Source organism: Limnohabitans sp. Rim47 (genome assembly GCF_001517545.1).
Taxonomy (GTDB): Bacteria; Pseudomonadota; Gammaproteobacteria; order Burkholderiales; family Burkholderiaceae_C; genus Limnohabitans_A.
Window position 1 is genome coordinate 307,510 of sequence record NZ_FBYA01000001.1, and the last position, 22,376, is coordinate 329,885.

Genomic DNA, 22,376 nt, shown 5'->3' on the forward strand with positions numbered 1-22,376 from the left:
CTTGGGTGAACTGCCCGTTTTGTCACAAGTGCTTGTTACCATCGATGCATGAGTGCTTTGGAGTTGACCCTGCTGTATTTGCTGGCTGCCGTGTTGGGTGTGGTGGGCTGCCGCATGCTCAAGTTGCCGCCCATGCTGGGTTATCTGGCCGTGGGCGTGGTCATTGGCCCCAATGCGTTGGCGTTGGCACAAAATTCGGATGGGGTGAAGCACTTGGCCGAGTTCGGCGTGGTCTTTCTGATGTTCGTGATTGGCCTCGAGTTCAATCTGCCCAAGCTGCGCTCGATGCGCAAGCATGTGTTTGGTCTGGGTTTGCTGCAGGTGCTGCTGACGTTGGTGATCGTGACGGTGTTTTCCTTGTTCTTGGCTACCATGGCACCGACCTTGTGGAAGATGGAATGGCAAACCGCCCTGGTGCTGTCGAGTGCGATGGCCATGAGCAGCACGGCCATCGTGATCAAACTGGTGGCAGATCGTCTGGAGCTGGAATCAGAGCACGGCAAGCGAGTGATCGGGGTGCTGCTGTTTCAGGATTTGGCCGTTGTGCCCCTGATCGTGATGATTCCGGCTTTGAGTGCGCCCGCGGAAGAGATGTTTTCTGCCTTGATGCTGGCCGGTGCCAAGGCGGCGGTTTTGATCACCCTGCTCATGACGGGTGGGCAACGCGTGATGCGCTGGTGGCTCACGTTGGTGGCGCGTCGCAAAAGCGAAGAGTTGTTTGTGCTGAACCTCTTGCTGGTGACGCTGGGCTTGGCCTGGATCACCGAGTTGGCGGGCCTGAGCTTGGCCTTGGGCGCCTTCATTGCCGGCATGCTGATTTCAGAGACCGAATACAAACACCAAGTGGAGCTGGACATCCGCCCCTTCCACGATGTGTTGCTGGGCCTGTTCTTCATCACCATTGGCATGATGCTCGACTGGCACATTGTGGTCGACCGGTGGCCACTGGTCTTGTTGCTGACCACCTTGCCGGTGATTTTCAAATTGGTGCTGGTGACTGCGTTGGCCAAGATGACGGGTGCGCCCAATGGCGTGGCCTTGCGCACGGGTTTGTATCTGGCGCAAGCCGGTGAATTTGGTTTTGTGTTGCTCACGCTGGGATCGCAAAACAACCTGATTCCGCCCGCCTTGTTGAACCCGGTGTTGGCCAGCATGGTCTTGTCGATGATGGCGACGCCGTTCATCATCATGCACAGCAACGCCATGGTCATGAAGGTGGTCGCCAGTGAATGGTTGCAGCAGTCCCTGCAAATGACCACGATTGCGCGCAAGTCGATCAACACCAGCAAGCATGTGATCATTTGCGGCTATGGTCGCTGCGGGCAAAACCTGGCGCGCATGCTGGAAAAAGAAAACATTCCGTACATGGCGCTCGACTTGGACCCGGACCGGGTGCGCCAAGCGGCGGCGGCTGGTGATTCGGTGGTGTTTGGCGATGCCGGGCGTCTGCAGTCGCTGATGGCCGCGGGCTTGGCCCGTGCCAGTGCCGTGGTCATCACCTATCTCGACGTTCCTGCCGCCATGAAGGTGCTGGACCACACCCATAGCCATGCCCCGCAGGTGCCGGTGATCGTGCGCACACAAGACGACCTGGACTTGGAAAAGCTGCAACTGGCCGGGGCCACCGAGGTGGTGCCCGAAGCGCTGGAAGGCTCCCTCATGCTGGCCAGTCATGCGCTGGCGCTGGTCGGCGTGCCCATGCGGCGTGTCATCCGCATCGTGCAGGACCAGCGCGATGCCCGCTACAACCTGCTGCGGGGCTATTTTCATGGTGCGGACGACGACACGCTGGACGAAATTGACCATGAGCGCTTGACCTCTGTGGGCTTGCCCCTCGCCTCGCCTTGGTTGGGTCAGAAGGTCAAGGACCTGGCTTTCCATGCCATGGGGGTGCGCGTGGTCAATTTGCGCCGAGCCAATGGGCAGCCCGAAGACGTGACCGATGAAACTGAGTTGCACCCAGGTGACACCTTGGTGCTGTCAGGCAAATCACAAACGTTGGCGGTGGCCGAAGAAAAGCTGTTGCGCGGTTGAGGGCCAGGGCGATTTGATCGCATCAATCCCAGCGTGAGCTTTTGGGGCTGACCTTGGTCGATTCACTTGCCGATGCAAAAACTCGAGAAGATCACGCCCAGCAAATCGTCTGCGCTGAACTCGCCCGTGATCTCATTCAGGGCGTTTTGCCCCAGACGCAGTTCTTCGGCCAGCAGGTCGAGGTTTTGCGCTTGTGCGGCCAAGTGCGCATCGGCGATTTCAAGGTGCTCCCGCACCCGGTGTAGCGCTTGCACATGGCGCTCGCGTGCAATGAACAGGCCTTCGCTGGCTTGCTGCCAACCGGCTTGCTGCAGTAACCACTGGCGCAGCGCCTGCAAGCCGTCGCCCGTGCGTGCCGACAAGGTCAAGCCGGTGCGCTCATCTGACTGGGTGGCCGCATCGGCCTTGTTCCACACGTCGATCACGGTCACGCTGGCGGGCAGGCGGGCTTTCAGTGCGACGGCGATGTCGGCATCGGCGTTGTCGTAATCGGCCTGGCCTGTGCGTGTCAGGTCGTGCAAAAACAGCACCGCGTCGGCATTTTCAATCTGGCCCCAAGCGCGGGCAATGCCGATTTGCTCGACCTCGTCCACCCCTTCACCTTCGCGCAGACCCGCAGTGTCGATCACATGCAGCGGCACGCCCTCGATTTGGATGGTTTGTTGCACCACATCGCGGGTGGTGCCTGCAATGGGGGTCACGATGGCTAGCTCTGCCCCGGCCAGGGCGTTGAGCAGTGAGCTTTTGCCCGCATTGGGCTGGCCTGCAATCACCACCTTGATGCCTTCGCGCAGCAACGCGCCCTGCTTGGCTTTGCCCAGCACCGTCATCAAGGCCGATTGCAGGCGCGTCAGCTGTCCTTGCGCATCGGCTTTTTGCAGGAAGTCGATTTCTTCTTCTGGAAAATCCAGCGTCGCCTCGACCAGCATGCGCAGATGAATCAAGGCGTCTCGCAGCAGGTGAATTTCTTTGGAAAAGTCGCCCGCCAAAGACCGGCTGGCGCTGCGGGCGGCGGCTTCAGTGCTGGCATCGATCAAGTCGGCAATGGCTTCGGCTTGGGCCAAGTCGATCTTGTCGTTCAAAAAGGCGCGTTCAGAAAACTCGCCCGGTTGCGCCACACGCAAGCCCGTCAATCGTGGCTGCCCCGTGACCGTGTCGGCCTCTGCCGCAGCTTGCAGGCAGCGCGCCACCAGCAGCTGCAACACCACCGGCCCGCCATGCGCTTGCAGCTCCAGCACGTCTTCGCCTGTGAACGAATGCGGGGCCACAAAGTGCAGCGCCAAGCCGTGGTCGATCGGGCTGCCATCGGCATCGGCAAATGGCAGGTAGGTCGCTTCGCGGGGCTTGAGGCTGCGCCCGCACAGGGCCTGAATCAGCGATGAGAGGTTGCGGCCAGAGACACGCACAATGCCCACCGCGCCGCGACCGGGTGCGGTGGCGATGGCAACGATGGGTTCCTGGTGTCTGGCGAGCATGGCGTCAACGGTCGTGGTGAAGGCAAAAAAAGGCCGCTTGCGCGGCCCTTGGGGGTTTACTTGAAGTTCGGCAGATTGAACTGCGGTGGCACGCCCATGCGGGTGTTGATGACCCACTGCTGTGCAATCGAGAGCACGTTGTTGGTGATCCAGTACAACACCAAGCCCGCAGGAAAGAAGAAGAACATCACGCTGAACACCAGCGGCATGATCCACATCATTTTGGCTTGCATCGGGTCTGGTGGCGCGGGGTTGAGCGCCGTCTGCAGCAAGGTGGTGAGGGTCATCACGACGGGCAAGATGAAGAAGGGGTCGGGTGCCGACAGGTCATGAATCCAACCCACCCAAGGTGCGTTGCGCATCTCGACGCTGGACAGCAGCACCCAGTACAAAGCGATGAACACAGGGATCTGGATCATGATCGGGAAGCAGCCACCCATGGGGTTGACCTTTTCCTCGCGGTAGATCTTCATCATTTCTTGCTGCATCTTCTGCGGATCGCCCTTCAGACGTTCGCGCATCTCCATGATCTTGGGGTTGATGGCCTTCATCTTGGCCATGCTCGAGTAGGCCTTGGCGTTGAGCCAATAAAAAGCAATCTTGAGCAAGAGCACCAGCGCCACGATCGACCAGCCCCAGTTCTGGATGAAGCTGAACAGCTTGTCCAGCAACCAGTACAGAGGCTTGGACAGCATGGCCAGCCAGCCGTAATCCTTCACCAGGTCCAGGCCAGGAGCCAAGGCTTCGAGGACTTTTTCTTCTTGTGGGCCGCTGAACAACTGAGTGCTCACGGTTTTGGATTGGCCAGGTGCCAGGTCGGCCAAAGGCGTGATCATGCCCACGGCGTACAGGTTGGTGTCGACTTTGCGCACGAAGTTTTCGCGCTGAATGCCGTCGGGCAACAACCAGGCGGTCGCAAAGTAATGCTGCACCATGGCCACATAACCATTGGGCGAGGTTTTGTCGACTTCGGCCTTGTTCTTTTCAATGTCGCTGAACTCCACTTTTTGGTACTTCTTGGCATCGGTGTAAACAGCCGGGCCGGTGAAGGTGGAGTAGAAAGACGACTCGCCAGCGGGCTTGTTGCCATCCCGCACCAGCTGCAAATACAACTGGGGCGACACGTTGTTGGTGCCGGAGTTGATCACCTCGTGCTTCACGCCGATGGCGTAGCTGCCACGCTGCAAGGTGTAGGTTTTGACCAGTTTCACGCCGTTTTGCACGTCCGATTCGAAGCGCAAGGTCAGCTCGTTTTGGCCGTCTTTCAAGCTGCGTTCGCCGCTGAACTTCATGGGTGACTTGTGCGTTGGGAAATCACCGCCGATCAAGCCAGTCTGAGCCGTGTAGACGCGGCTGCTGCTTTGGTCCAGCAAGACAAAGGGCTTGCTGCTGTCGACAAAGTCAGCGTGCTGGGTGAATTCGGAGCGCACCAAGGTGCCGCCTTCGGTGTCAAAGCTGAGCTTGAGCACATCGGTGGCCACTTCGATCTTTTCGCGCGGTGCGTCCAAAGCGACCGGGGCAGACGTTGGCACCTGACCTGGTGTGGCTGCTGCCGCTTTTGTCGCGGCAGAAGGCACGCCATTGGCGCTGGCCGCAGAGGCCGCAGACGCTGCTGGTGCAGCCGCCGCTGTTTCTGGCTTGGGGAAGAAGGTGGCTTTGTGGCCGTTGTAGATCTGCCACTGGTCCCACAACAGGACCATGGAAAAACCAAAAATCACCCAAAGGATGGTGCGACGGATATCGTTCATGGGGTCTTCTTTGACGAAGTAGGGGAAAACAAATCAGAGAACAAGCGAGGGGCTTGTGCGGGAACAGGGTCGTGGCCACCCGTGCACCAGGGGCCGCAGCGCACCAGGCGGTGAACAGTCAAATAGCCGCCCTTGGCTGCGCCATGCTGCTCCAGTGCTTGCAAGGCATAAGCCGAGCAAGTGGGTTCAAAACGGCACGACGACCCAAGCCATGGGCTCAGCAACAAACGGTAACCGCGCACCACACCCATCAACAAACGCTGAACGATCATGCGCGAACCTCCGGCCTGACCGCACGTTCAAACAACTGCTCCAGCTCTTGCCTGACAGCAAGCTTCAGGTGCTCAGAGGTGGCGCTGATGAATTGTTTGCGGTCAAAAGTGGTGCGCAGACGCACCACATGGGCGGCCACAGGCAAGCGATCGCCAAAGCGCTCGCTCACGTTATAGATTTGTCGCTTGATGGCATTGCGTGTCACAGCGCGACGCGCCCAGCGTTTGGGCACCATGGCACCCAGCCAAACGTCAAACAAGCCAAAAAGGGCCTGCTCCGGTGAAGGTGCAGGCCCAACTTGTTCAGCAGGAGCCGATGGCTTGTCTGTGGGATGGGTCAAGGTCAGTCGGTGCAACACAAAATGCGTTGTCCGCGAGACTGTTCCACCCGCCAGGGCGGCCTGAAATTGTGGGCGTGTTTTCAAACGCTGCACGATGGCCAAACCCTGGAATCAACCGCCCGCAGTGGCATCCGGCCACAGCCAGACGGTCGAAAAGGCATTAGACAGCCAGACGCTTGCGGCCTTTGGCGCGGCGTGCATTGATCACAGCGCGACCGCCACGGGTTTTCATGCGAACCAGAAAGCCGTGGGTACGGGCGCGACGTGTCTTGGATGGTTGGTAGGTGCGTTTCATAACTCTTCCTTTGTGCCCAATGCCATGAATCAGCGTTGGGCGAAACCCAAGATTATCGCAAACTTTCGGGCACTCGGCAAATAAACCATCTTTTAAACCTTCGGGTGTTCCCGGTGCAAAACCGGAACGATGTGGTTTATGATCCCGCTTCGAATGCGAACTGGCATGTGGATAAGCTCTTGATAAGCCGGATTCCGCTACCGTTTTTTCTCTCAACTGTCCACAAAAAATAAATACAACATGTCCGAGGGACTCACCCCAGAATTTTCGATGGATGCCGGTCAGGCTTTGTGGCAGGCTTGCGTGGACGAGCTGTCCCGCGAGCTGCCCGAGCAGCAGTTCAACACCTGGATCAAACCCCTGACAGCACAGATCTCGGACGACCAGCAACGCCTCACTTTGTTTGTGGCCAACCGCTTCAAGCTCGACTGGATCCGTGCCCAATACGCAGGCCGTCTGGCCGCCATGCTGGAAAGCCTGCAAGGGCACCCAGTTCAAATCGAGTTAGTGCTTACTCCTCGTGATGGCGGCATAAGGCCTGTGCGTCAGTCCACGCCATCGTCCATGGAAAATGGCCCCGAGCCGATCGACTTGCCCGAAGAGCCCGCCACCAACACCTTCCGCAGTCGGCTCAACACCGCCCTGACTTTTGACACCCTTGTCGAGGGCACGGCCAACCGGATGGCGCGTGCGGCGGCCATGCATGTATCGGGTTCGCCCGGGCACTTGTACAACCCGCTTTTCATCTACGGCGGCGTGGGTCTGGGCAAGACCCACTTGATGCACGCCATCGGCAACAAGTTGTTGGCGGACCGTCCTGAATCCAAGGTTCTCTACATCCACGCAGAACAGTTTGTGTCGGATGTGGTTAAAGCCTATCAGCGCAAGACTTTTGACGAGTTCAAGCACCACTATCACTCGCTCGATTTGCTGCTGATCGACGATGTTCAGTTTTTTGCCAACAAAGACCGCACCCAAGAAGAATTCTTCAACGCGTTCGAGGCCTTGCTGGCCAAAAAGTCCCACATCGTGATGACCAGCGACACCTACCCCAAGGGGCTGGCCGACATTCACGAGCGCTTGGTGTCGCGCTTTGATTCTGGTCTGACGGTGGCCATGGAGCCGCCCGAACTCGAGATGCGAGTGGCCATTCTGATCAACAAGGCCATCAGTGAGGGCAGCGAAATGCCCGAAGAAGTGGCATTTTTCGTGGCCAAAAACGTGCGTTCCAACGTGCGCGAGCTCGAAGGTGCTTTGCGCAAAATTCTGGCGTATTCGCGTTTCAACCAGAAAGAAATCTCCATCCAGCTGGCCCGAGATGCCTTGCGCGATCTGCTGTCCATTCAAAACCGCCAGATCAGCGTCGAAAATATCCAGAAAACGGTAGCCGACTATTACAAGATCAAGGTCGCCGACATGTACAGCAAAAAGCGGCCCGCCAGCATTGCCCGGCCGCGCCAGATCGCCATGTACTTGGCCAAGGAAATGACCCAAAAGAGCCTGCCCGAGATCGGCGAGCTGTTTGGCGGGCGTGACCACACCACCGTTCTGCACGCCGTGCGCAAAATCAACGCCGAGCGTCTGCAGCTGACCGAACTCAACCAGCAACTGCATGTGCTGGAACAGACCCTGAAGGGCTGATGAGCGCCCGTGTTTTTTCAGCGGGGGCTTGCTCCTGCAAAGTCCAAGCCCGATTCCTGGCAAAAGAATGCCCAATCAAGGGTCTGCGGCCGGTAAAACAGCTAAAAAACGGCGAAAATGTACTCTGTTTGCATCCATCTGCCCATCGCGGGCTGACGCCTCAAAAGAACCACCAAAGGTAGACACCCATGATCGTCCTGAAGGCCACCCAAGACAAATTGTTGTCGGTCCTGCAATCCGTGTCCGGCATTGTCGAGCGCCGTCACACACTGCCCGTGTTGGCCAACGTGCTGATCCGCAAAACGGGCCACGCCGTGCAGCTGACCACCAGCGATCTGGAAATCCAGATTCGCACCACGGCCGAGATGGAAGGTGACCCGGGCGACTTCACCACCACCGTGGGTGCCCGCAAACTCATCGACATCCTGCGCACCATGCCCGCTGACCAAACCGTCAGCCTCGAATCGTCGCAAGCCAAGCTGATCCTGAAAGGCGGCAAATCCAAGTTCACCTTGCAGACCTTGCCTGCAGAAGACTTTCCGCTGGTTCAAGAAGCCGCCAGCTTTGGACCCGTGTTCAGCGTGCCGCAAAAAACCCTCAAGCAATTGCTGGGGCAAGTTTCATTTGCCATGGCTGTGCACGACATCCGTTATTACCTCAACGGCATTTTGTTTGTGGCCGAAGGCAACCGCCTGAGCCTGGTCGCCACCGACGGCCACCGCCTGGCCTTCACAGCCGCCACGCTCGACGTGGAAGTGCCCACCAAACAAGAAGTCATCTTGCCGCGCAAGACCGTGCTCGAGTTGCAGCGTTTGCTGTCCGACACCGACGGCGCGATCGACATGCAGTTTGCCAACAACCAAGCCAAGTTCAGTTTTGACGGCATGGAGTTCGTGACCAAGCTGGTCGAGGGCAAGTTCCCCGACTACAACCGCGTGATCCCCAAAGGCCACAGCAACAACCTGACGCTGGGCCGTCAAGCCCTGTTGTCTTGCTTGCAGCGCACCGCCATCCTGACCAGCGACAAATTCAAGGGCGTGCGCCTGAACCTCGACCCCGGCAGCCTGCGCGTGGCTTCGACCAACGCTGAACAAGAAGAAGCGGTAGACGAACTCGACATCGACTACGGTGGCGACAGCATTGAAATCGGCTTCAACGTCACCTACATCATCGATGTGCTCAGCAACATGGGCCAAGACATGGTCCGCATTGATCTGGCCGATGCCAACAGCTCGGCGCTGATCACGATCCCCGAAAACGATAACTTCAAATACGTGGTGATGCCGATGCGCATTTGAGGCCCGAGCCAGCAGGCGATAGACCTTATCGAAACCCGCGACCTCTCGCGGGTTTCGGCCATTCAAGCGACAGAGAAAAATTCACATGACCGACGAAATCAACCCCAGCGAAGAAGCGTTCACCACCGCTCAACCCAAGATCGACGCCCATCAGGCCGGCGCATCCGAAGGCTACGGCGAAGGCTCCATCCAGATTCTGGAAGGTCTGGAAGCGGTGCGCAAACGCCCCGGCATGTACATCGGCGACACATCCGACGGCACCGGTCTGCACCACTTGGTGTTCGAGGTCGTGGACAACTCGATTGACGAAGCGCTGGCAGGTCATTGCGATGACATCGTCGTCACCATCCACAGTGACAACTCCATCAGCGTGACCGACAACGGGCGCGGCATCCCCACCGGCGTGAAGATGGACGACAAGCACGAGCCCAAACGCAGTGCGTCAGAGATCGCCCTGACCGAACTGCACGCAGGCGGCAAGTTCAACCAAAACAGCTACAAAGTCTCGGGCGGTTTGCACGGCGTGGGTGTGTCATGCGTGAACGCGCTCAGCAAATGGCTGCGCCTGACCGTGCGCCGCGAAGGCAAAGTTCACCAGATCGACTTTGCCAAAGGCTTTGTGCAAAACCGCTTGCTCGAAACCGTCAGCGGCGTTGAAGTCTCGCCCATGCGCGTCACGGGTGCCACCGACAAACGTGGCACCGAAGTTCACTTCTTGCCCGACACTGAAATCTTCACGCAAAACACCGATTTCCATTACGAAATCCTGGCCAAGCGTTTGCGTGAACTCTCGTTCTTGAACAACGGCGTGCGCATTCGCCTGAAAGACGAGCGCAGCGGCAAAGAAGACGACTTCTCTGGCGCTGGTGGCGTCAAGGGCTTTGTCGACTTCATCAACGCCAACAAAAAAGTGTTGCACCCCAACGCCTTCCACGCCAACGGCGAACGCCCGGCCGACAGCTACGGCGGCATTCCTGGCACCAGCATTGGTGTCGAAGTGGCCATGCAATGGAACGACGGCTACAACGAATCGGTGCTCTGCTTCACCAACAACATCCCGCAGCGTGACGGTGGCACCCACCTGACCGGCCTGCGTGCGGCGATGACCCGCGTCATCAGCAAGTACATTGAGAAAAACGAGATCGCCAAAAAGCAAAAAGTCGAAGTCAGCGGCGACGACATGCGCGAAGGCCTGTGCTGCGTGTTGAGCGTCAAAGTGCCCGAGCCCAAATTCTCAAGCCAGACCAAAGACAAGCTGGTGTCCAGCGAAGTGCGAGCCCCGGTGGAAGACATCGTGGCCAAGGCGCTGAATGACTATCTGGAAGAGCGCCCGAACGACGCCAAAATCATCTGCGGCAAGATTGTCGAGGCTGCCCGCGCCCGTGAAGCCGCCCGCAAAGCCCGCGAAATGACGCGCCGCAAAGGCGTGCTGGACGGCATGGGCCTGCCCGGCAAACTGGCCGACTGCCAAGAAAAAGACCCGGCCCTGTGCGAAATCTACATCGTCGAGGGCGACTCCGCCGGCGGCTCGGCCAAGCAAGGTCGCGACCGTAAATTCCAGGCCATCCTGCCCCTGCGCGGCAAGATCCTGAACGTCGAAAAAGCCCGCTACGAAAAGTTGCTGACCAGCAACGAAATCATCACACTCATCACCGCCTTGGGCACCGGCATTGGCAAGGCCAGCGCCGAATCTGGCAAGAGCGGCACCGACGACTTCAACGTCGACAAACTGCGCTACCACCGCATCATCATCATGACCGACGCCGACGTGGACGGCGCGCACATCCGCACCTTGTTGCTGACCTTCTTCTATCGCCAAATGCCCGACTTGGTCGAGCGTGGCCACATCTACATTGCCCAGCCACCGCTTTACAAAGTCAAGGCCGGCAAAGAAGAGCTGTACCTCAAAGACGGCCCGGCGCTTGACGGCTTCTTGCTGCGCATCGCGCTCAAAGACGCCAGCATCACCACCGGTGGCGCTGCGCCGCAAGTGCTGACGGGTGAAACACTCGAAGCGCTGGCCCGCAAACACCAAGTGGCTGAACACGTCATTGCCCGCCTGTCCAACTTCATGGACGCCGAAGCCCTGCGGGCCATGGCCGACGGTGTGTCACTGAACCTGGACACGCTGGAGCAAGCCGCCGCATGCGCCCCCGCGCTGCAAGCCAAGCTGCGCGAACTCAACACCACGGGCATCCCAGCTGAAGTGGCCGCCGAGTTCGACGTGCGCAGCGACAAACCGATTCTGCGCATCAGCCGCCGCCACCACGGCAACATCAAGAGCAGCATCATCACGCAAGACTTTGTGCACGGTGCCGACTATGGCGCACTGGCCGAAGCGGCCGAGACCTTCCGTGCTTTGCTCAGCGAAGGTGCCAAAGCCAGCCGCGGTGAAGGCGAGCGCCAGAAAGAAGAAAAAGTGGGCGACTTCCGCCAAGCCATGCATTGGCTCATCAGCGAAGCCGAACGCACCACCAGCCGCCAGCGCTACAAAGGCTTGGGCGAGATGAACCCCGCCCAACTGTGGGAAACCACCATGGACCCCACCGTGCGCCGCCTGCTGCGCGTGCAGATCGACGACGCCATCGAAGCCGACCGCGTGTTCACCATGCTCATGGGCGACGAGGTTGAGCCACGTCGCCACTTCATCGAGAGCAACGCGCTGCGGGCGGGGAATATCGATATTTGATCGATTAATGACCCCCATGTTGTCAAAATCATATTTTGGCGACATGACAGGGTTGACGTGTACTCACCAAGAACATGAGGCTTCTCTCATGTTTGAAAAATTGAATTATTGCGACACATTTGCTTGACGTGTCGCTCTTGAGAACATATTCTTCGAACATGTTTCAATAATTAAATTTCAAGTACATGTACGATATCGAAACCGTTTGGCAGCCAGACCGGGCGCACAACCAGTTACCGACACTGCCTCCGGGGCACGACCTGGAAAGCAAAGCAGTGCTGCGTGCCTGCATTGCGGCCCGCGTTGCATTGGCAGAGTTGAAACAAGCCGCCGAGCTGATCCCCAACCAGACCATGCTCATCAACACGATTCCGCTGTTGGAGGCCAAAGACAGCTCGGAAATCGAAAACATCGTCACCACCACCGACCAACTGTTTCAACATATGGATGGTGATGGGCAAGCCGATCACGCCACCAAAGAAGCCTTACGTTACCGAACCGCACTGCACCATGGCTATCGGTCACTCCGATCCAGGCCCCTGTGCACGGCTACTGCGGTCGAGGTGTGTCGCACCCTCAAAGGTGCAGACATGGATATCCGGCGAACACCCGGCACCCAACTGGCCAACGACCGGACGGGAGAAGTGATCTACACACCGCCGGAAGGGGAAGACCGGTTGCGGACCTTGCTGGCCAACTGGGAACGGTTTCTGCACAACGAAACCGAACTGGACCCATTGATACGCATGGCCGTTGGGCATTACCAATTTGAAGCCATTCACCCCTTCACGGACGGAAACGGACGCACAGGCCGTGTCATCAACATCCTGTTTTTGATCCAGCAAGAGCTGCTGAACCTGCCCATCCTCTATTTGAGTCGGCACATCATCGCGAACAAAGCCGACTATTACCGCCTTTTGCTGGAAGTCACGCGGGACCAGGCTTGGGAGCCTTGGGTCTTGTTCATGCTCAAAGCGGTGGAAGAAACATCGCGATGGACCACCGGAAAGATCGCGGCCATCCGACAATTGGCTGAACACACCACCGAACACATTCGCCTGAGCTTGCCCAAAGTCTACAGCCGCGAGCTGGTGGATGTGATCTTTGAACAGCCCTACTGCCGAATTGGCAACCTCGTGGACAAGAAGATTGGGCAACGGCAAGCCGCATCGCGGTATTTGAAAGAGCTCGTGGCCTTGGGTGTGCTGCGCGAGATGACCTATGGGAAAGAAAAGCTCTTCATCCACCCCAAACTGATGCAATTGATCAGCCGCGATAGCAACGAATTTCAAGCGTACTAGGCGGTCAGCCCAAACACAATGCTCATGGGCCTGCTGCCCTGGTGCGACTGGTAGCGCACCCGGCCGTGGTACGTGAACGGTGCGGCCTTGCCAGCGGCCAGCTTGGTGTCGCGCACAAAGAGATGGATGTCGATGCCTAAAGCGGCGTGACGGATGATTTCGTCGCCGCGCTTGCTGCTCGGGTCGGTGGCGTTCTGGCTTTGCCAGTGAAAGTGCGTGCCATCGATCCAGTGGTCCATGTATTTGTGCTTGTCAGCCCGGCCTTGTTTGTTGAGCGTGACCAGCAGGATGTGCGCCTTTTTCTGGGCCAGCACCACATGGCCGACATTCCAATTGCCGGGTTGAATGTATCCCCAAAAAGTGCTGGAGCTATTTTTGCTCCGCGTACCTCACACCGTCATTGAATGAGATCGCGTGCGACTTAGGCAACCTAAAGCTTCACCATGCGCGCAGTGCTTACAAATAACCAAACCGTTCAGCGTGAGCCGCCAGAAACTTCGGCGCAGGTCGAAAGCGCTCTGGGAGTGTGATGACCCGCCCATCGCACGCAGCCAAAGTGTCACGTGTGAAGGCATCGGCTGTGGCATCTTTCAAGTCTTTTGACACTCTGATCGTCAGGTCGGGCAGAACGGTCATTAGCCCAATGTCATAAGCACGGTCGTGCAGAGCAGACAGACATAAGCCGTTGCTGGGATTCAAGCGGTTTTTGGCATCCATGCTCCACGGCACGATGTGGCTGGCCACCAGCAACTTGGGCACGCGCAGTCCGCTCATGCAGCAAGTGGCGTTGTAGCTGGCCAAGATGGCACGTCGAAACCGGGCTTGGTTGACGCGCACCTGAACAATGGCGGTAGTAGTTTTGCCTTCGGCGATTTCGGGCACTTCGTCGATGACGTCCACAAAAGCAGGGAGGCCGTTTTGTTCAGCATAGGCCGCATAGCAAGTGGATGCTTCTGTGATCACGCTATCACTGGCTCTCAAAAACTCTTGCCAGATCAGCCCGTCGAGTTTGGACGTATTGCCCATGCCGCGCCGCCCACTTGCCACAATTTGAGGGTCGAGGCTGGCCAGATTCACGAGTTTGAGCGCGACGGCATTGGCAGTGCGTCCCAGCCACTGTGACAGTTGGATAATTTTGGGTTGACTGCGGTGTAGCTGACCAAATGGCAACTGAAGGTAAATGTGAAATGCGGCCAAAGTCTCTTGGCGTGTCCAGTCGGTGGATCGTGGCATGAATGGTTCTCCCAGAATGCGGATATTAGCTGTCCTCGTCCCACGGGACCGGTTTTGCTTGCCTGCGCAAATCATTGGGCCTGTTGTTTTGGCGAAAGGTGTCGGGTGGCCTGAAGCACTCTTCGGGCGAGACCCAATACACCGTCCAGTCGCCGTACAGCTTGCCGTCAAAGCACAGCAGGTCGCCATTGATGGCCAAGTCCATGAGCGTGTCGTGGGTGCCTGTGAGCAGTTGGGCATCTGTGGGGCAGACAAATTCCATATTCACCGAACAGGCATAGGTGGTGTGAAAGTACCTGAGCGGCCCAATGGTCGGGCCATCAAAGCCCCAGTCGTTCATGGCTTCATTGGGCGTGTCGCGGCCATGAAACAAGCCCAGATACAAGCCGGGCTTGCTGGGGCGAACGCCATAAATGGGTGTGGTGCTTGGGTCGGGTGCGGTGTGCATGCTGCCTCCAGTGGAAGAAGGCGTTCAGCATAAAAATTGGCGACGCGTTTGTGCACCAGGGCTTTGCCTGGGTTGACGTGCCAGCATGCGTCCAAATACCTGCCCATGCTTCCTCCCAGACGCGACCTGCGCAAAGGCGTGATCGACTCTGTTGTCCTGATGATTTCCACGCGGCAGGTGGGGCAACAAGATCTGGCTTCGGTGCGGGATGGCGTCAATCGATTGAGCCACGGGCACGAGGCCTGTGGAATCAGGCCCCTCCAAACAAGCTCACGAGCTTGGCCACCTCGGGTGTCATGCCCATGGTCTTGAGCCGAACATGGGGGTGTGCGGTGGCAAAGACGCGAAAAACTTCATCCACAAAGGCTTGGCCGACGTGGGCCACGCCTTCAAAGTCAAGCACCACGGTCTTGAACTGTGTGGCGCGGTTCATGACCCATTTGGCTTGCGAGCGCGAGACCAGCTCGCTGCTCAGTTGGGCCAGACGCACCGGGATTTCTGTGGTGTGAAAGGCTTCACCGGGTTCTGCCTCGCCCACGTTGCTGGCTTCAAAGTATTTGAAATACACATCGTTGCAGGTGCGGGTGCTGTCCACCGCCAGCGACATGCGCACCACGGTTTGCACCTGTGACGGCTTCAGAGCGGCGTTCACGTCGATCCAGTCAAAACGGGCCAAGGGGGTGCTGGCCTCGTTGGGGTCAAAACGCAGGCCACACGATTCGATGACGAAGCCGTCCATCATGCGGGACGACACAAAAATGCCCATGCCCGAATGGCCTTGGGCAGCCGTGGTGAACTTGCCTTTGGCCAACTCCAAAATGGCCAAGCGTTCATCAAAAAGGTGTGCCGATCCGGCGATTTTGTAAAAGATCCCTTCGCCGTCATCGGCCACCAACATTTCCAACTGTCCGTCTTGCATGTGCATGCCCATGAGCACCTGCAAACCGTTGGAGTGGTCCAGCGCGTTGTTGAGCATTTCGGTGAATGCGGTGTTCACCAGGCTTTTGACGTTGGGCTTGAGGTCGGTCAGCAGGGGAGCAAGGCGCTGCTCCCAAACGGCCATTTCGCCGCCGCGCTGCAAAATGCTTTCGCGCTGCTGCAAGCCCAGCCAAAAGCGCTTGTTGCCCAGGCTGTAGGTTTGCCGCGTGCCTGTGCCGTGCCGCTGCAAATAGCCACTGTCGGCCAGCTTCTTGATGCGACGTGACACGGCCACCCGCGTCAGGCCGGTTTGCTCGGTCGCCACACTGGCCATGGCCCCGCCTTGGGCGGCACAAGCGAGGATGATTGCATCGTTAGGGTCAACCATTTGTATCGCTGTATGTGAGTTTTTATCTTTACATTGTATATATTTAATCAATTTATTGTATTGTTGATGTCAGTTAACGGTCAATTCCCCCCCCACCGCCATCACCCCCCACCGCCATCACCCCCCACCGCCATCACCCCCCGCAGCCCCACCCCAAAACTCTGAAAGCCTTGCTCAGCCCAGTGGGCGCTGCTGTCAATGCAGTCGTGTTGGTGGCCGTGCACCGTCATGCGCACGCCCATGCGGCGGGCCAGTGTGTCCAGCGCTTTGAAGCCGTGTTCGTGGTAGCCGGGCGCTTCGTGGGTGATGAGGATGTCGGCTTGCAGCGCGGCCAGTTGCTCCACCTCGTCGGGGTAGATGCTGGACCAGTGCTTGAGGTGCACGCTGCCTTGCCAGCGGTCTTGGCGCGGGGTGACGCTGGCGTGCGCTTCGCGGTTGTGAAACCTGGGCGCTTGTGCGTCTTTGGGGTACCACACCGCACCGCGAAACACGCCGCCCAGCCCGCCAATGCGCGTGCCGCAGGGCAGCGTGATGACGCGCCCATGCAGGCTGCGCTCGGTCAGCTCGGGGTGCCACACATTGGCAAAGTTGTCAGCGTGGTCTGTGTCGTGGTTGCCGTGGATGAACCAGACGCGATCCCAAATGGCTTTCAGCTCGATGTGCAGCGGCCGTGCCGGCTCCAGATCGCCGAGCAGGATGACGGCACGGGCGTGGGTTTGCTCGGTCGCATCGATGATGTGCTGCCATTGGCCGTGCGGGTCGCCGCAGAAGAGGATGGGGCCGGGGTGCATGGGTTGATCAAGTGCTCAGCAATTCCACATAGGTTTGGTAGCTGTAATGACGGTTCTTTTTTTGCCCGGTCTGCTCGACCACGATGCCGAGCTTTTCCAGTGTTTTGACCGCTGCATTGGCTGTGGGGAACGTGGTTCCCAGTCGTTCGCAGACTTGATCGATGGAAAAAGTGGGCATCAGTGGCAAGAGTTCAAATAGACGAAGACTGGCTGGCGTGATTCTGGGCTCTTGGAGCAGGCGACGCCGGTCGGTGTTGATCAGGCTGGCCAATGCGACGATGCCACGCTCAGCGGTGTCTGCTGCGCGGGCAACACCTTCCAGGAAAAAAACCACCCAGCCTTCCCAATCGCCATCCGTGCGGACTGCAGAAAGTCGTCGGTAGTATTCGGTTTGATGCTGCTTGAGGTAGGCGCTCACGTAGACCAAGGGCTCTGACAACAAGCCCCATTGCTCCATGAGTGCGGCAATCAGCAATCGCCCAATGCGTCCGTTGCCATCCAAAAAGGGGTGAATGGTTTCAAACTGAACGTGCACAAGCCCAATGCGCACCAGAGGGGGCAGGGTGGGCCGTGTGTCGTGAATGAAGCGTTCAAGATCGGCCAGCAGGGCGGGTACTTGCGTGGGCGGCGGGGGGACAAATGCAGCGTTGCCGGGCCGAGTGCCGCCGATCCAGTTTTGAGATTGGCGCAATTCGCCCGGTTGTCGACCTGAGCCACGGGCACCATCCATGAGCATGCGGTGGGCTTGCCGCATCAGGCGCACGCTCATGGGTAGGCCGTTGGGGTCCCGCAATGTTTGTTCTGTCCAGCGAAAGGCACGCAGGTAATTGGTGACCTCCTCCACATCGTCTGTGTTGCTGACGACCAGCCCCGCCTCTTTGTCAAACAGGTCGACCAGTGTCGCTTGGGTCCCCTCAATCTGGGATGTGAGCAGAGCCTCTTTGCGGATGGCACTGTAGAGTAACCAGTCGATCGAAGGTACCAAGCCTGCCACCCCTGCCAGACGTGCTAGGGCCAGTTCAGCCGTGCGGTTGAGTTCTGCATAGCAAGCAGCGTCCAGTTCGGGCTCTGCAGGTGGCAGCGCATGGGGCACAAAAGCGCGCACGCTCTCGCCGAGAGTGGTTGAGGTGACGTAGGTTCCGGTGACGCGCATGGCGAGATATTAAAGGGTGCTTGAATACAGGTCTTTCATATTAAAACCTTCTTTAATATGGCGCAAGCCTGTGAAAGCGGGTTTTAATCTGAGACCCGTTTGTGCATCGGCCAACTTACCATGACCCCCATCGCCATCATCGACTTCGAAACCACGGGCATCTCGCCCAATATGGGCGACCGCGCCACCGAGGTGGCCATCGTCATGCTCGAAGGTGGCCGGGTGGTGGACCGCTATCAAAGCCTGATGAACGCCGGGGTGCGAGTGAACAGTTTCATCACCCAACTCACAGGCATCACCAACGAGATGGTGCAGGCCGCGCCGCCGGCCGAGCAGGTGATGCGCGAGGCGGCCCGCTTTGTGGGCGGGCGGCCCATGGTGGCGCACAACGCGGCCTTTGACAAAAAGTTCTGGCAGGCCGAGCTGGCCCGTTGCGGCCAAGACGGTTCACACGCCTTTGCCTGCACTTTGCTGTTGTCGCGCCGCTTGTACCCGCAAGCGCCCAACCACAAGCTGGGCACGCTGGCGGCGCTGCACCATTTGCCGTCGTCAGGCCGTGCCCACCGTGCGCTGGCCGATGCCGAAATGGCCGCGCATTTGCTGGCGCAGATGCAGCACGACCTGAAAACCCGCTACGGCTGCCAGCAGCCCGACCACGCTTTGTTGATGGGCCTGCAGCGCACCAGCCGCCACTTGGTGGGGCCGTATTTGAAGCAGCGGGCGGGGGCAAAATAAAAGCCGCATTAAAAGTCGCAAAAATCCACGCATAATTTGTTAAAAACCTTTATATGACATAGACTTGCATGCTATGTCGAAGTCGCAAAAATTCCAGCTTTATGACCATCCCACACAGATGGAGCCTTTGCTGCCCACCGAGCATCGCATGGGGCCTCTGCTTGAGCGTGCGCATGACCTGATACGCAAGGCGGACCGTTTGTCGGGCTGGTGCCCGCGTGGGGCACTGCCGGGGCTGCGGTCATCTTTGCGGGCCATGAACTCGTATTACTCCAACAAGATCGAGGGGCAGCACACCTTGCCGCTGGAAATCGAGCAAGCCCTGCGCAACGATTACGCACAGGACGCCGACAAGGCCCGCCGTCAACGCATGGCACTGGCTCACATGGCCACTGAGTCGCAGTTGGAGGCGTTGTGGCCTGCGTGGGACAGCGCCCAAGTCTGGTCGGTGCAGACCGTATGCGACATCCACCAAGATTTGTTTGCCCGCTTGCCCGAATCCGATCGCCAGATCGAATCCCCCGCTGGCCCGCAAATCTTGCAACCTGGTGCCCTGCGTGAACGCGAGGTGAGTGTGGGGCGTCATGCTGCACCCGCTGCGGCAGCTTTGCCTGCTTTTTTGGCGCGGTGGTCTTCTGTGTATTCGGGCTTGCGCCGAGGCGAGCTGCAATTGGTGGCCATGGCGGCAGCGCACCAGCGGCTGGCCTGGATTCACCCCTTTGCTGACGGTAACGGGCGTGTGGCGCGGCTGCATAGCCATTTGGTGTTGGGCCATATGGGCTTGACCAACGATTTGTGGTCGCCTTTGCGGGGGTTTGCCCGCACACACGAAGCGTATTACGCCAACTTGGCTGCAGCCGATGAACCCCGGGCAGGCGATCTGGATGGCCGGGGCAACCTGACCGAGGCGGGCTTGATCCGCTGGATTGATTACGTGTTGGGTGTGTGCCTTGATCAAGTCGACTTCATGGCAGGCTTGCTGTCACTCGATGGCATGAAGGACCGCATGGCAGCGTGCTTGGCCTACGAACAAAATGTGGTCAAGCAAGGCGTGCGTTCCGAGGCTTTGCGGGCGCTGCACTACTTGTTTGCTTCGCAAGCCGAGCTGGACCGGGCCGATTTCAAGGCCATGTTGGGATTGGGCGATCGCTTGGCCACGGCACAGGTTTCTGCCTTGCTCAAAAGGGGCTTATTGGAAAGTGATTCACCCCACGGCAAGCTGCGCTTGGGCGTGCCGCAGCATGCGTTGCGTTTTTATTTTCCGAGTTTGTGGCCCGAGGCCGAAGCGCAGGCTTGACACCTATGCCGCCGCATGATGGCGTCTTTCAAACCTGCACCACGTCCAGATAAGCCTCTCGCGTTTCGGGGCTGACGGCGCTCAGGGCTTGTTCGTAGCGGGTTTGGTGTTGGGTCAACATGCGGGCCGAGGCGATGGTTTTGGATTTGCAAAACCAGTGGCAGCTGTGCTGCATCAAAAACATCTCGCCCATCATGCGGAAAGCGCGTGCTTTGGGGGTCAGGCCTTGACGGTTGGTCACAGTGCGCTCGATGCCTTGGGCGTGCACTGTCAGCATGCGGCGCATGTCAAAGCAGGCTTTCGGCGAGAGTTGGTCAAGAAAGGGCAGCGCTAGCTTGAGGCCCCGTGTGACAGGCGCCGGTAGTTTGGCAAATCCGAGGGCCAAATTCTGGAACTCGGTGGCCAGTTGCTGCTCGGCGGCTTCTTGCAGTTGCAAAATTTGCTGCTGCCGCTCGGGGTCACTTTCTCCCAGTGCCCGCATGTAAGCACCCGTGAGTTGCTCCATGTGCTTTTCAATTTGATACGGGCGCAATTGCTCGGCCAGCAGGGCGGTGCGTTTGCGCTGGCCTTGGGTGTTGAGCCAGTGGATGGCCGTGGCCAATAAGAACAGCAGACTGAGAAATTCCATAAATACAGTGTGTCTTGACCGGAATGGCCGTTGCGCCAAGTGTAGTGAGGTCGGGTGCTGCGTCGCCCAGCGGCGCTTGAAACACCTTCTGCCCGCTGTGTCAGGGCGCTGTTGCACACAGATGGCCATTTGGAGGCAAATTGGGGGCCAATTGGAGAGTGGACTCTAAAGTGCGGGTTTTCCCTTGTGTTGGGCACAGTGAACTGTTCAAATTGCTGCATTGCAACAAACCTTTCCAAGGAACACACCATGAACTTCAATGCCGAACAATTCGCCGCCGCCCAGCAAGCCAACCTGACTTCTGCTGCCGACCTGTCGCAAACCGCTTTCGCTGGTTTCGAGCGTCTGGTTGAGCTGAACATGGCCGCTGGCAAAGCCGCTGTGGGCGAAACACTGTCCAACATGCAAGCTTTGATGGGTGCCAAAACACCTCAAGACATGATGGCCGTGCAAGCCGCTTTGGTGCAGCCTGCTTTCGAAAAGTCGGTGTCTTATGGCCGTCACCTGTCTGACATCGCCAACAGCACAGGTGCCGAGTTCACCAAAGCTGTCGAAAGCAAAATGGCCGAATCCGAAAAAGCCGTCAAAAGCTTGGTCGAGACCAGCCTGAAAAACGCCCCAGCCGGTTCTGACGCTGCGGTTGCCGTCTTCAAGACTGCTTTCGAAGCCAGCCAGACTGCTGCTGAGAGCCTGAAAAAAGTGGCCAAGCAAGCCGCTGACACAGCCGAGACCAACCTCAAGGCTGCCACAGCCCAAGCCGAAGCTTCGGTCAAAGCCGCCATGTCCAAGGCCAAAGCCAAGGCCTGAGCTGCCGCTCAATAAGTGGGCGCTTGCCGCTCGCTTTCTACAATCAGGGTGTCTTCGGGCACCCTTTTTGTTTTGGAATTCACCCATGTCATCTGCCTTGGCCCAAGCCTCTGCCCCTGTTTTGCACATCGAAGGCGGCGTGGCCACCATCACCTTGAACCGTCCGGCCCAGCGCAACCGTCTGGAAAACGGTGACCTCAAGGCTTTGTTGGCGCATTTTGAAACCGTCAACCAGCAGCCCGATGTGCGTGTGCTGGTGCTGACCGCCAACACGGCGGGGCAGCCCAAGCCGGTGTTTTGCGCGGGTTATGACATTGGGGGTTTCGACGAGCCCGGTCATGGGTCGTCGTTCTTTGAAGAAATTCCCGATGCGTTGGCCGCGCTGCGCCCCGTCACCATTTGCGCCCTGAACGGCAGTGTGTATGGCGGTGCCACCGATGTGGTGCTGGCGTGTGATCTGCGCATCGGTCTGCAGGGCATCGAGTGGCGCATGCCCGCCACGGCGCTGGGCCTGCATTACTACCCCAGCGGTTTGCAGCGTTATGTGAGTCGGTTCGGGCTGGCGGGGGCCAAGCGCGCGTTTTTGACGGCGCGGCCTTTCACGGCCAGCCAGCTGGATGCCATGGGCTTGTTTGAAGCGCTGGCGACGCCAGAAGAATGGCGCACCACTTTGCTGGCGCTGGTGCAGGACATTTTGGCCCTGGCCCCGCTGGCCGTCCAAGAAACCAAAAAGTCGCTGCGCGAGATCGAAACCGGCCAGGCCAACACCGCCCGTTTGCGCGAGCGCGAGCACATGACCAGCCGCAGCGCCGACTTTGCCGAGGGGCGTGCTGCGTTTGCCGAGCGTCGCAAGCCGGTTTTTGTGGGGCGATGATGGGGCAGAG

21 protein-coding genes are annotated in these 22,376 nt (G+C 58.6%); 9 read left to right on the top strand and 12 right to left on the bottom strand.

Annotated elements, in window-relative coordinates:
- The first annotated feature begins 48 nt into the window (after positions 1–48).
- A complete protein-coding gene (locus tag BN3544_RS01375; RefSeq protein ID WP_019431069.1) occupies positions 49–2,034 on the top strand; it encodes a monovalent cation:proton antiporter family protein in 1,986 nt (661 codons plus the stop codon).
- A gap of 62 nt (positions 2,035–2,096) precedes the next feature.
- Here the strand turns inward: BN3544_RS01375 and mnmE are convergent, their stop codons facing one another.
- The 5 genes from mnmE to rpmH form a co-directional block, all read right to left on the bottom strand.
- Positions 2,097–3,509: a tRNA uridine-5-carboxymethylaminomethyl(34) synthesis GTPase MnmE gene (gene mnmE, locus BN3544_RS01380; protein ID WP_019431070.1), complete on the bottom strand. Its 1,413-nt coding sequence runs from the start codon at positions 3,507–3,509 to the stop codon at positions 2,097–2,099.
- 56 nt (positions 3,510–3,565) lie between these two features.
- Entirely contained in the window at positions 3,566–5,257 is a 1,692-nt protein-coding gene (gene yidC, locus BN3544_RS01385) for a membrane protein insertase YidC (protein WP_019431071.1), read from the bottom strand.
- Positions 5,254–5,526: a membrane protein insertion efficiency factor YidD gene (gene yidD, locus BN3544_RS01390; protein WP_026036846.1), complete on the bottom strand. Its 273-nt coding sequence runs from the start codon at positions 5,524–5,526 to the stop codon at positions 5,254–5,256. The genes yidC and yidD overlap by 4 nt, the downstream gene beginning before the upstream one ends.
- Complete coding sequence (locus tag BN3544_RS01395; RefSeq protein WP_026036847.1) at positions 5,526–5,963, bottom strand: ribonuclease P protein component; 438 nt, start codon at positions 5,961–5,963, stop codon at positions 5,526–5,528. The genes yidD and BN3544_RS01395 overlap by 1 nt, the downstream gene beginning before the upstream one ends.
- Positions 5,964–6,030: 67 nt before the next feature.
- On the bottom strand, positions 6,031–6,165 hold the full coding sequence (gene rpmH / locus BN3544_RS01400) for a 50S ribosomal protein L34 (RefSeq protein WP_005798102.1): 135 nt from the start codon (positions 6,163–6,165) through the stop codon (positions 6,031–6,033).
- Positions 6,166–6,405: 240 nt separating this feature from the next.
- Between rpmH and dnaA the strand changes: the two genes are divergently transcribed.
- From dnaA to fic, 4 genes are all read left to right on the top strand, one after another.
- Positions 6,406–7,806 carry a chromosomal replication initiator protein DnaA gene (gene dnaA, locus BN3544_RS01405; protein WP_081499408.1) on the top strand — a complete coding sequence of 467 codons (1,401 nt, stop codon included), beginning with the start codon at positions 6,406–6,408 and terminating at the stop codon, positions 7,804–7,806.
- Between the two features lie 188 nt (positions 7,807–7,994).
- Positions 7,995–9,104: a DNA polymerase III subunit beta gene (gene dnaN / locus BN3544_RS01410; protein ID WP_019431075.1), complete on the top strand. Its 1,110-nt coding sequence runs from the start codon at positions 7,995–7,997 to the stop codon at positions 9,102–9,104.
- Between the two features lie 85 nt (positions 9,105–9,189).
- Positions 9,190–11,793 carry a DNA topoisomerase (ATP-hydrolyzing) subunit B gene (gene gyrB, locus BN3544_RS01415; RefSeq protein WP_019431076.1) on the top strand — a complete coding sequence of 868 codons (2,604 nt, stop codon included), beginning with the start codon at positions 9,190–9,192 and terminating at the stop codon, positions 11,791–11,793.
- Positions 11,794–11,978: 185 nt separating this feature from the next.
- Positions 11,979–13,094, top strand: a complete 1,116-nt coding sequence (gene fic, locus BN3544_RS01420; protein WP_019431077.1) for a protein adenylyltransferase Fic — start codon at positions 11,979–11,981, stop codon at positions 13,092–13,094.
- On the opposite strand, the gene BN3544_RS01425 is transcribed toward fic, so the two are convergent.
- From BN3544_RS01425 to BN3544_RS01450, 6 genes are all read right to left on the bottom strand, one after another.
- Entirely contained in the window at positions 13,091–13,408 is a 318-nt protein-coding gene (locus BN3544_RS01425; RefSeq protein ID WP_231733882.1) for a DUF3427 domain-containing protein, read from the bottom strand. The genes fic and BN3544_RS01425 overlap by 4 nt on opposite strands.
- A 142-nt stretch (positions 13,409–13,550) precedes the next feature.
- Positions 13,551–14,327 carry an HNH endonuclease gene (locus BN3544_RS01430; RefSeq protein WP_019431079.1) on the bottom strand — a complete coding sequence of 259 codons (777 nt, stop codon included), beginning with the start codon at positions 14,325–14,327 and terminating at the stop codon, positions 13,551–13,553.
- 25 nt (positions 14,328–14,352) lie between these two features.
- Positions 14,353–14,775 (bottom strand): hypothetical protein, encoded by a 423-nt coding sequence (locus BN3544_RS01435; RefSeq protein WP_019431080.1) that lies wholly within the window; start codon positions 14,773–14,775, stop codon positions 14,353–14,355.
- Between the two features lie 250 nt (positions 14,776–15,025).
- Positions 15,026–16,081 (bottom strand): STAS-like domain-containing protein, encoded by a 1,056-nt coding sequence (locus tag BN3544_RS01440; protein ID WP_019431081.1) that lies wholly within the window; start codon positions 16,079–16,081, stop codon positions 15,026–15,028.
- Positions 16,082–16,182: 101 nt separating this feature from the next.
- Positions 16,183–16,872 carry a metallophosphoesterase family protein gene (locus BN3544_RS01445; RefSeq protein WP_019431042.1) on the bottom strand — a complete coding sequence of 230 codons (690 nt, stop codon included), beginning with the start codon at positions 16,870–16,872 and terminating at the stop codon, positions 16,183–16,185.
- A gap of 7 nt (positions 16,873–16,879) precedes the next feature.
- Positions 16,880–18,025: a Fic family protein gene (locus tag BN3544_RS01450; RefSeq protein ID WP_019431041.1), complete on the bottom strand. Its 1,146-nt coding sequence runs from the start codon at positions 18,023–18,025 to the stop codon at positions 16,880–16,882.
- A gap of 120 nt (positions 18,026–18,145) precedes the next feature.
- Between BN3544_RS01450 and BN3544_RS01455 the strand changes: the two genes are divergently transcribed.
- Entirely contained in the window at positions 18,146–18,760 is a 615-nt protein-coding gene (locus BN3544_RS01455; protein ID WP_019431040.1) for a 3'-5' exonuclease, read from the top strand.
- Between the two features lie 118 nt (positions 18,761–18,878).
- Positions 18,879–20,057 carry a Fic family protein gene (locus BN3544_RS01460; RefSeq protein ID WP_231733883.1) on the top strand — a complete coding sequence of 393 codons (1,179 nt, stop codon included), beginning with the start codon at positions 18,879–18,881 and terminating at the stop codon, positions 20,055–20,057.
- Between the two features lie 28 nt (positions 20,058–20,085).
- Here BN3544_RS01460 and BN3544_RS01465 read toward each other — a convergent pair whose 3' ends face one another.
- Positions 20,086–20,685 (bottom strand): hypothetical protein, encoded by a 600-nt coding sequence (locus tag BN3544_RS01465; protein WP_019431038.1) that lies wholly within the window; start codon positions 20,683–20,685, stop codon positions 20,086–20,088.
- A gap of 249 nt (positions 20,686–20,934) precedes the next feature.
- Here BN3544_RS01465 and phaP point away from each other — a divergent pair, with 249 nt between their 5' ends.
- Positions 20,935–21,492: a TIGR01841 family phasin gene (gene phaP / locus BN3544_RS01470; RefSeq protein WP_019431037.1), complete on the top strand. Its 558-nt coding sequence runs from the start codon at positions 20,935–20,937 to the stop codon at positions 21,490–21,492.
- 85 nt (positions 21,493–21,577) lie between these two features.
- Entirely contained in the window at positions 21,578–22,366 is a 789-nt protein-coding gene (locus BN3544_RS01475) for an enoyl-CoA hydratase/isomerase family protein (protein ID WP_019431036.1), read from the top strand.
- Positions 22,367–22,376: the final 10 nt, after the last annotated feature.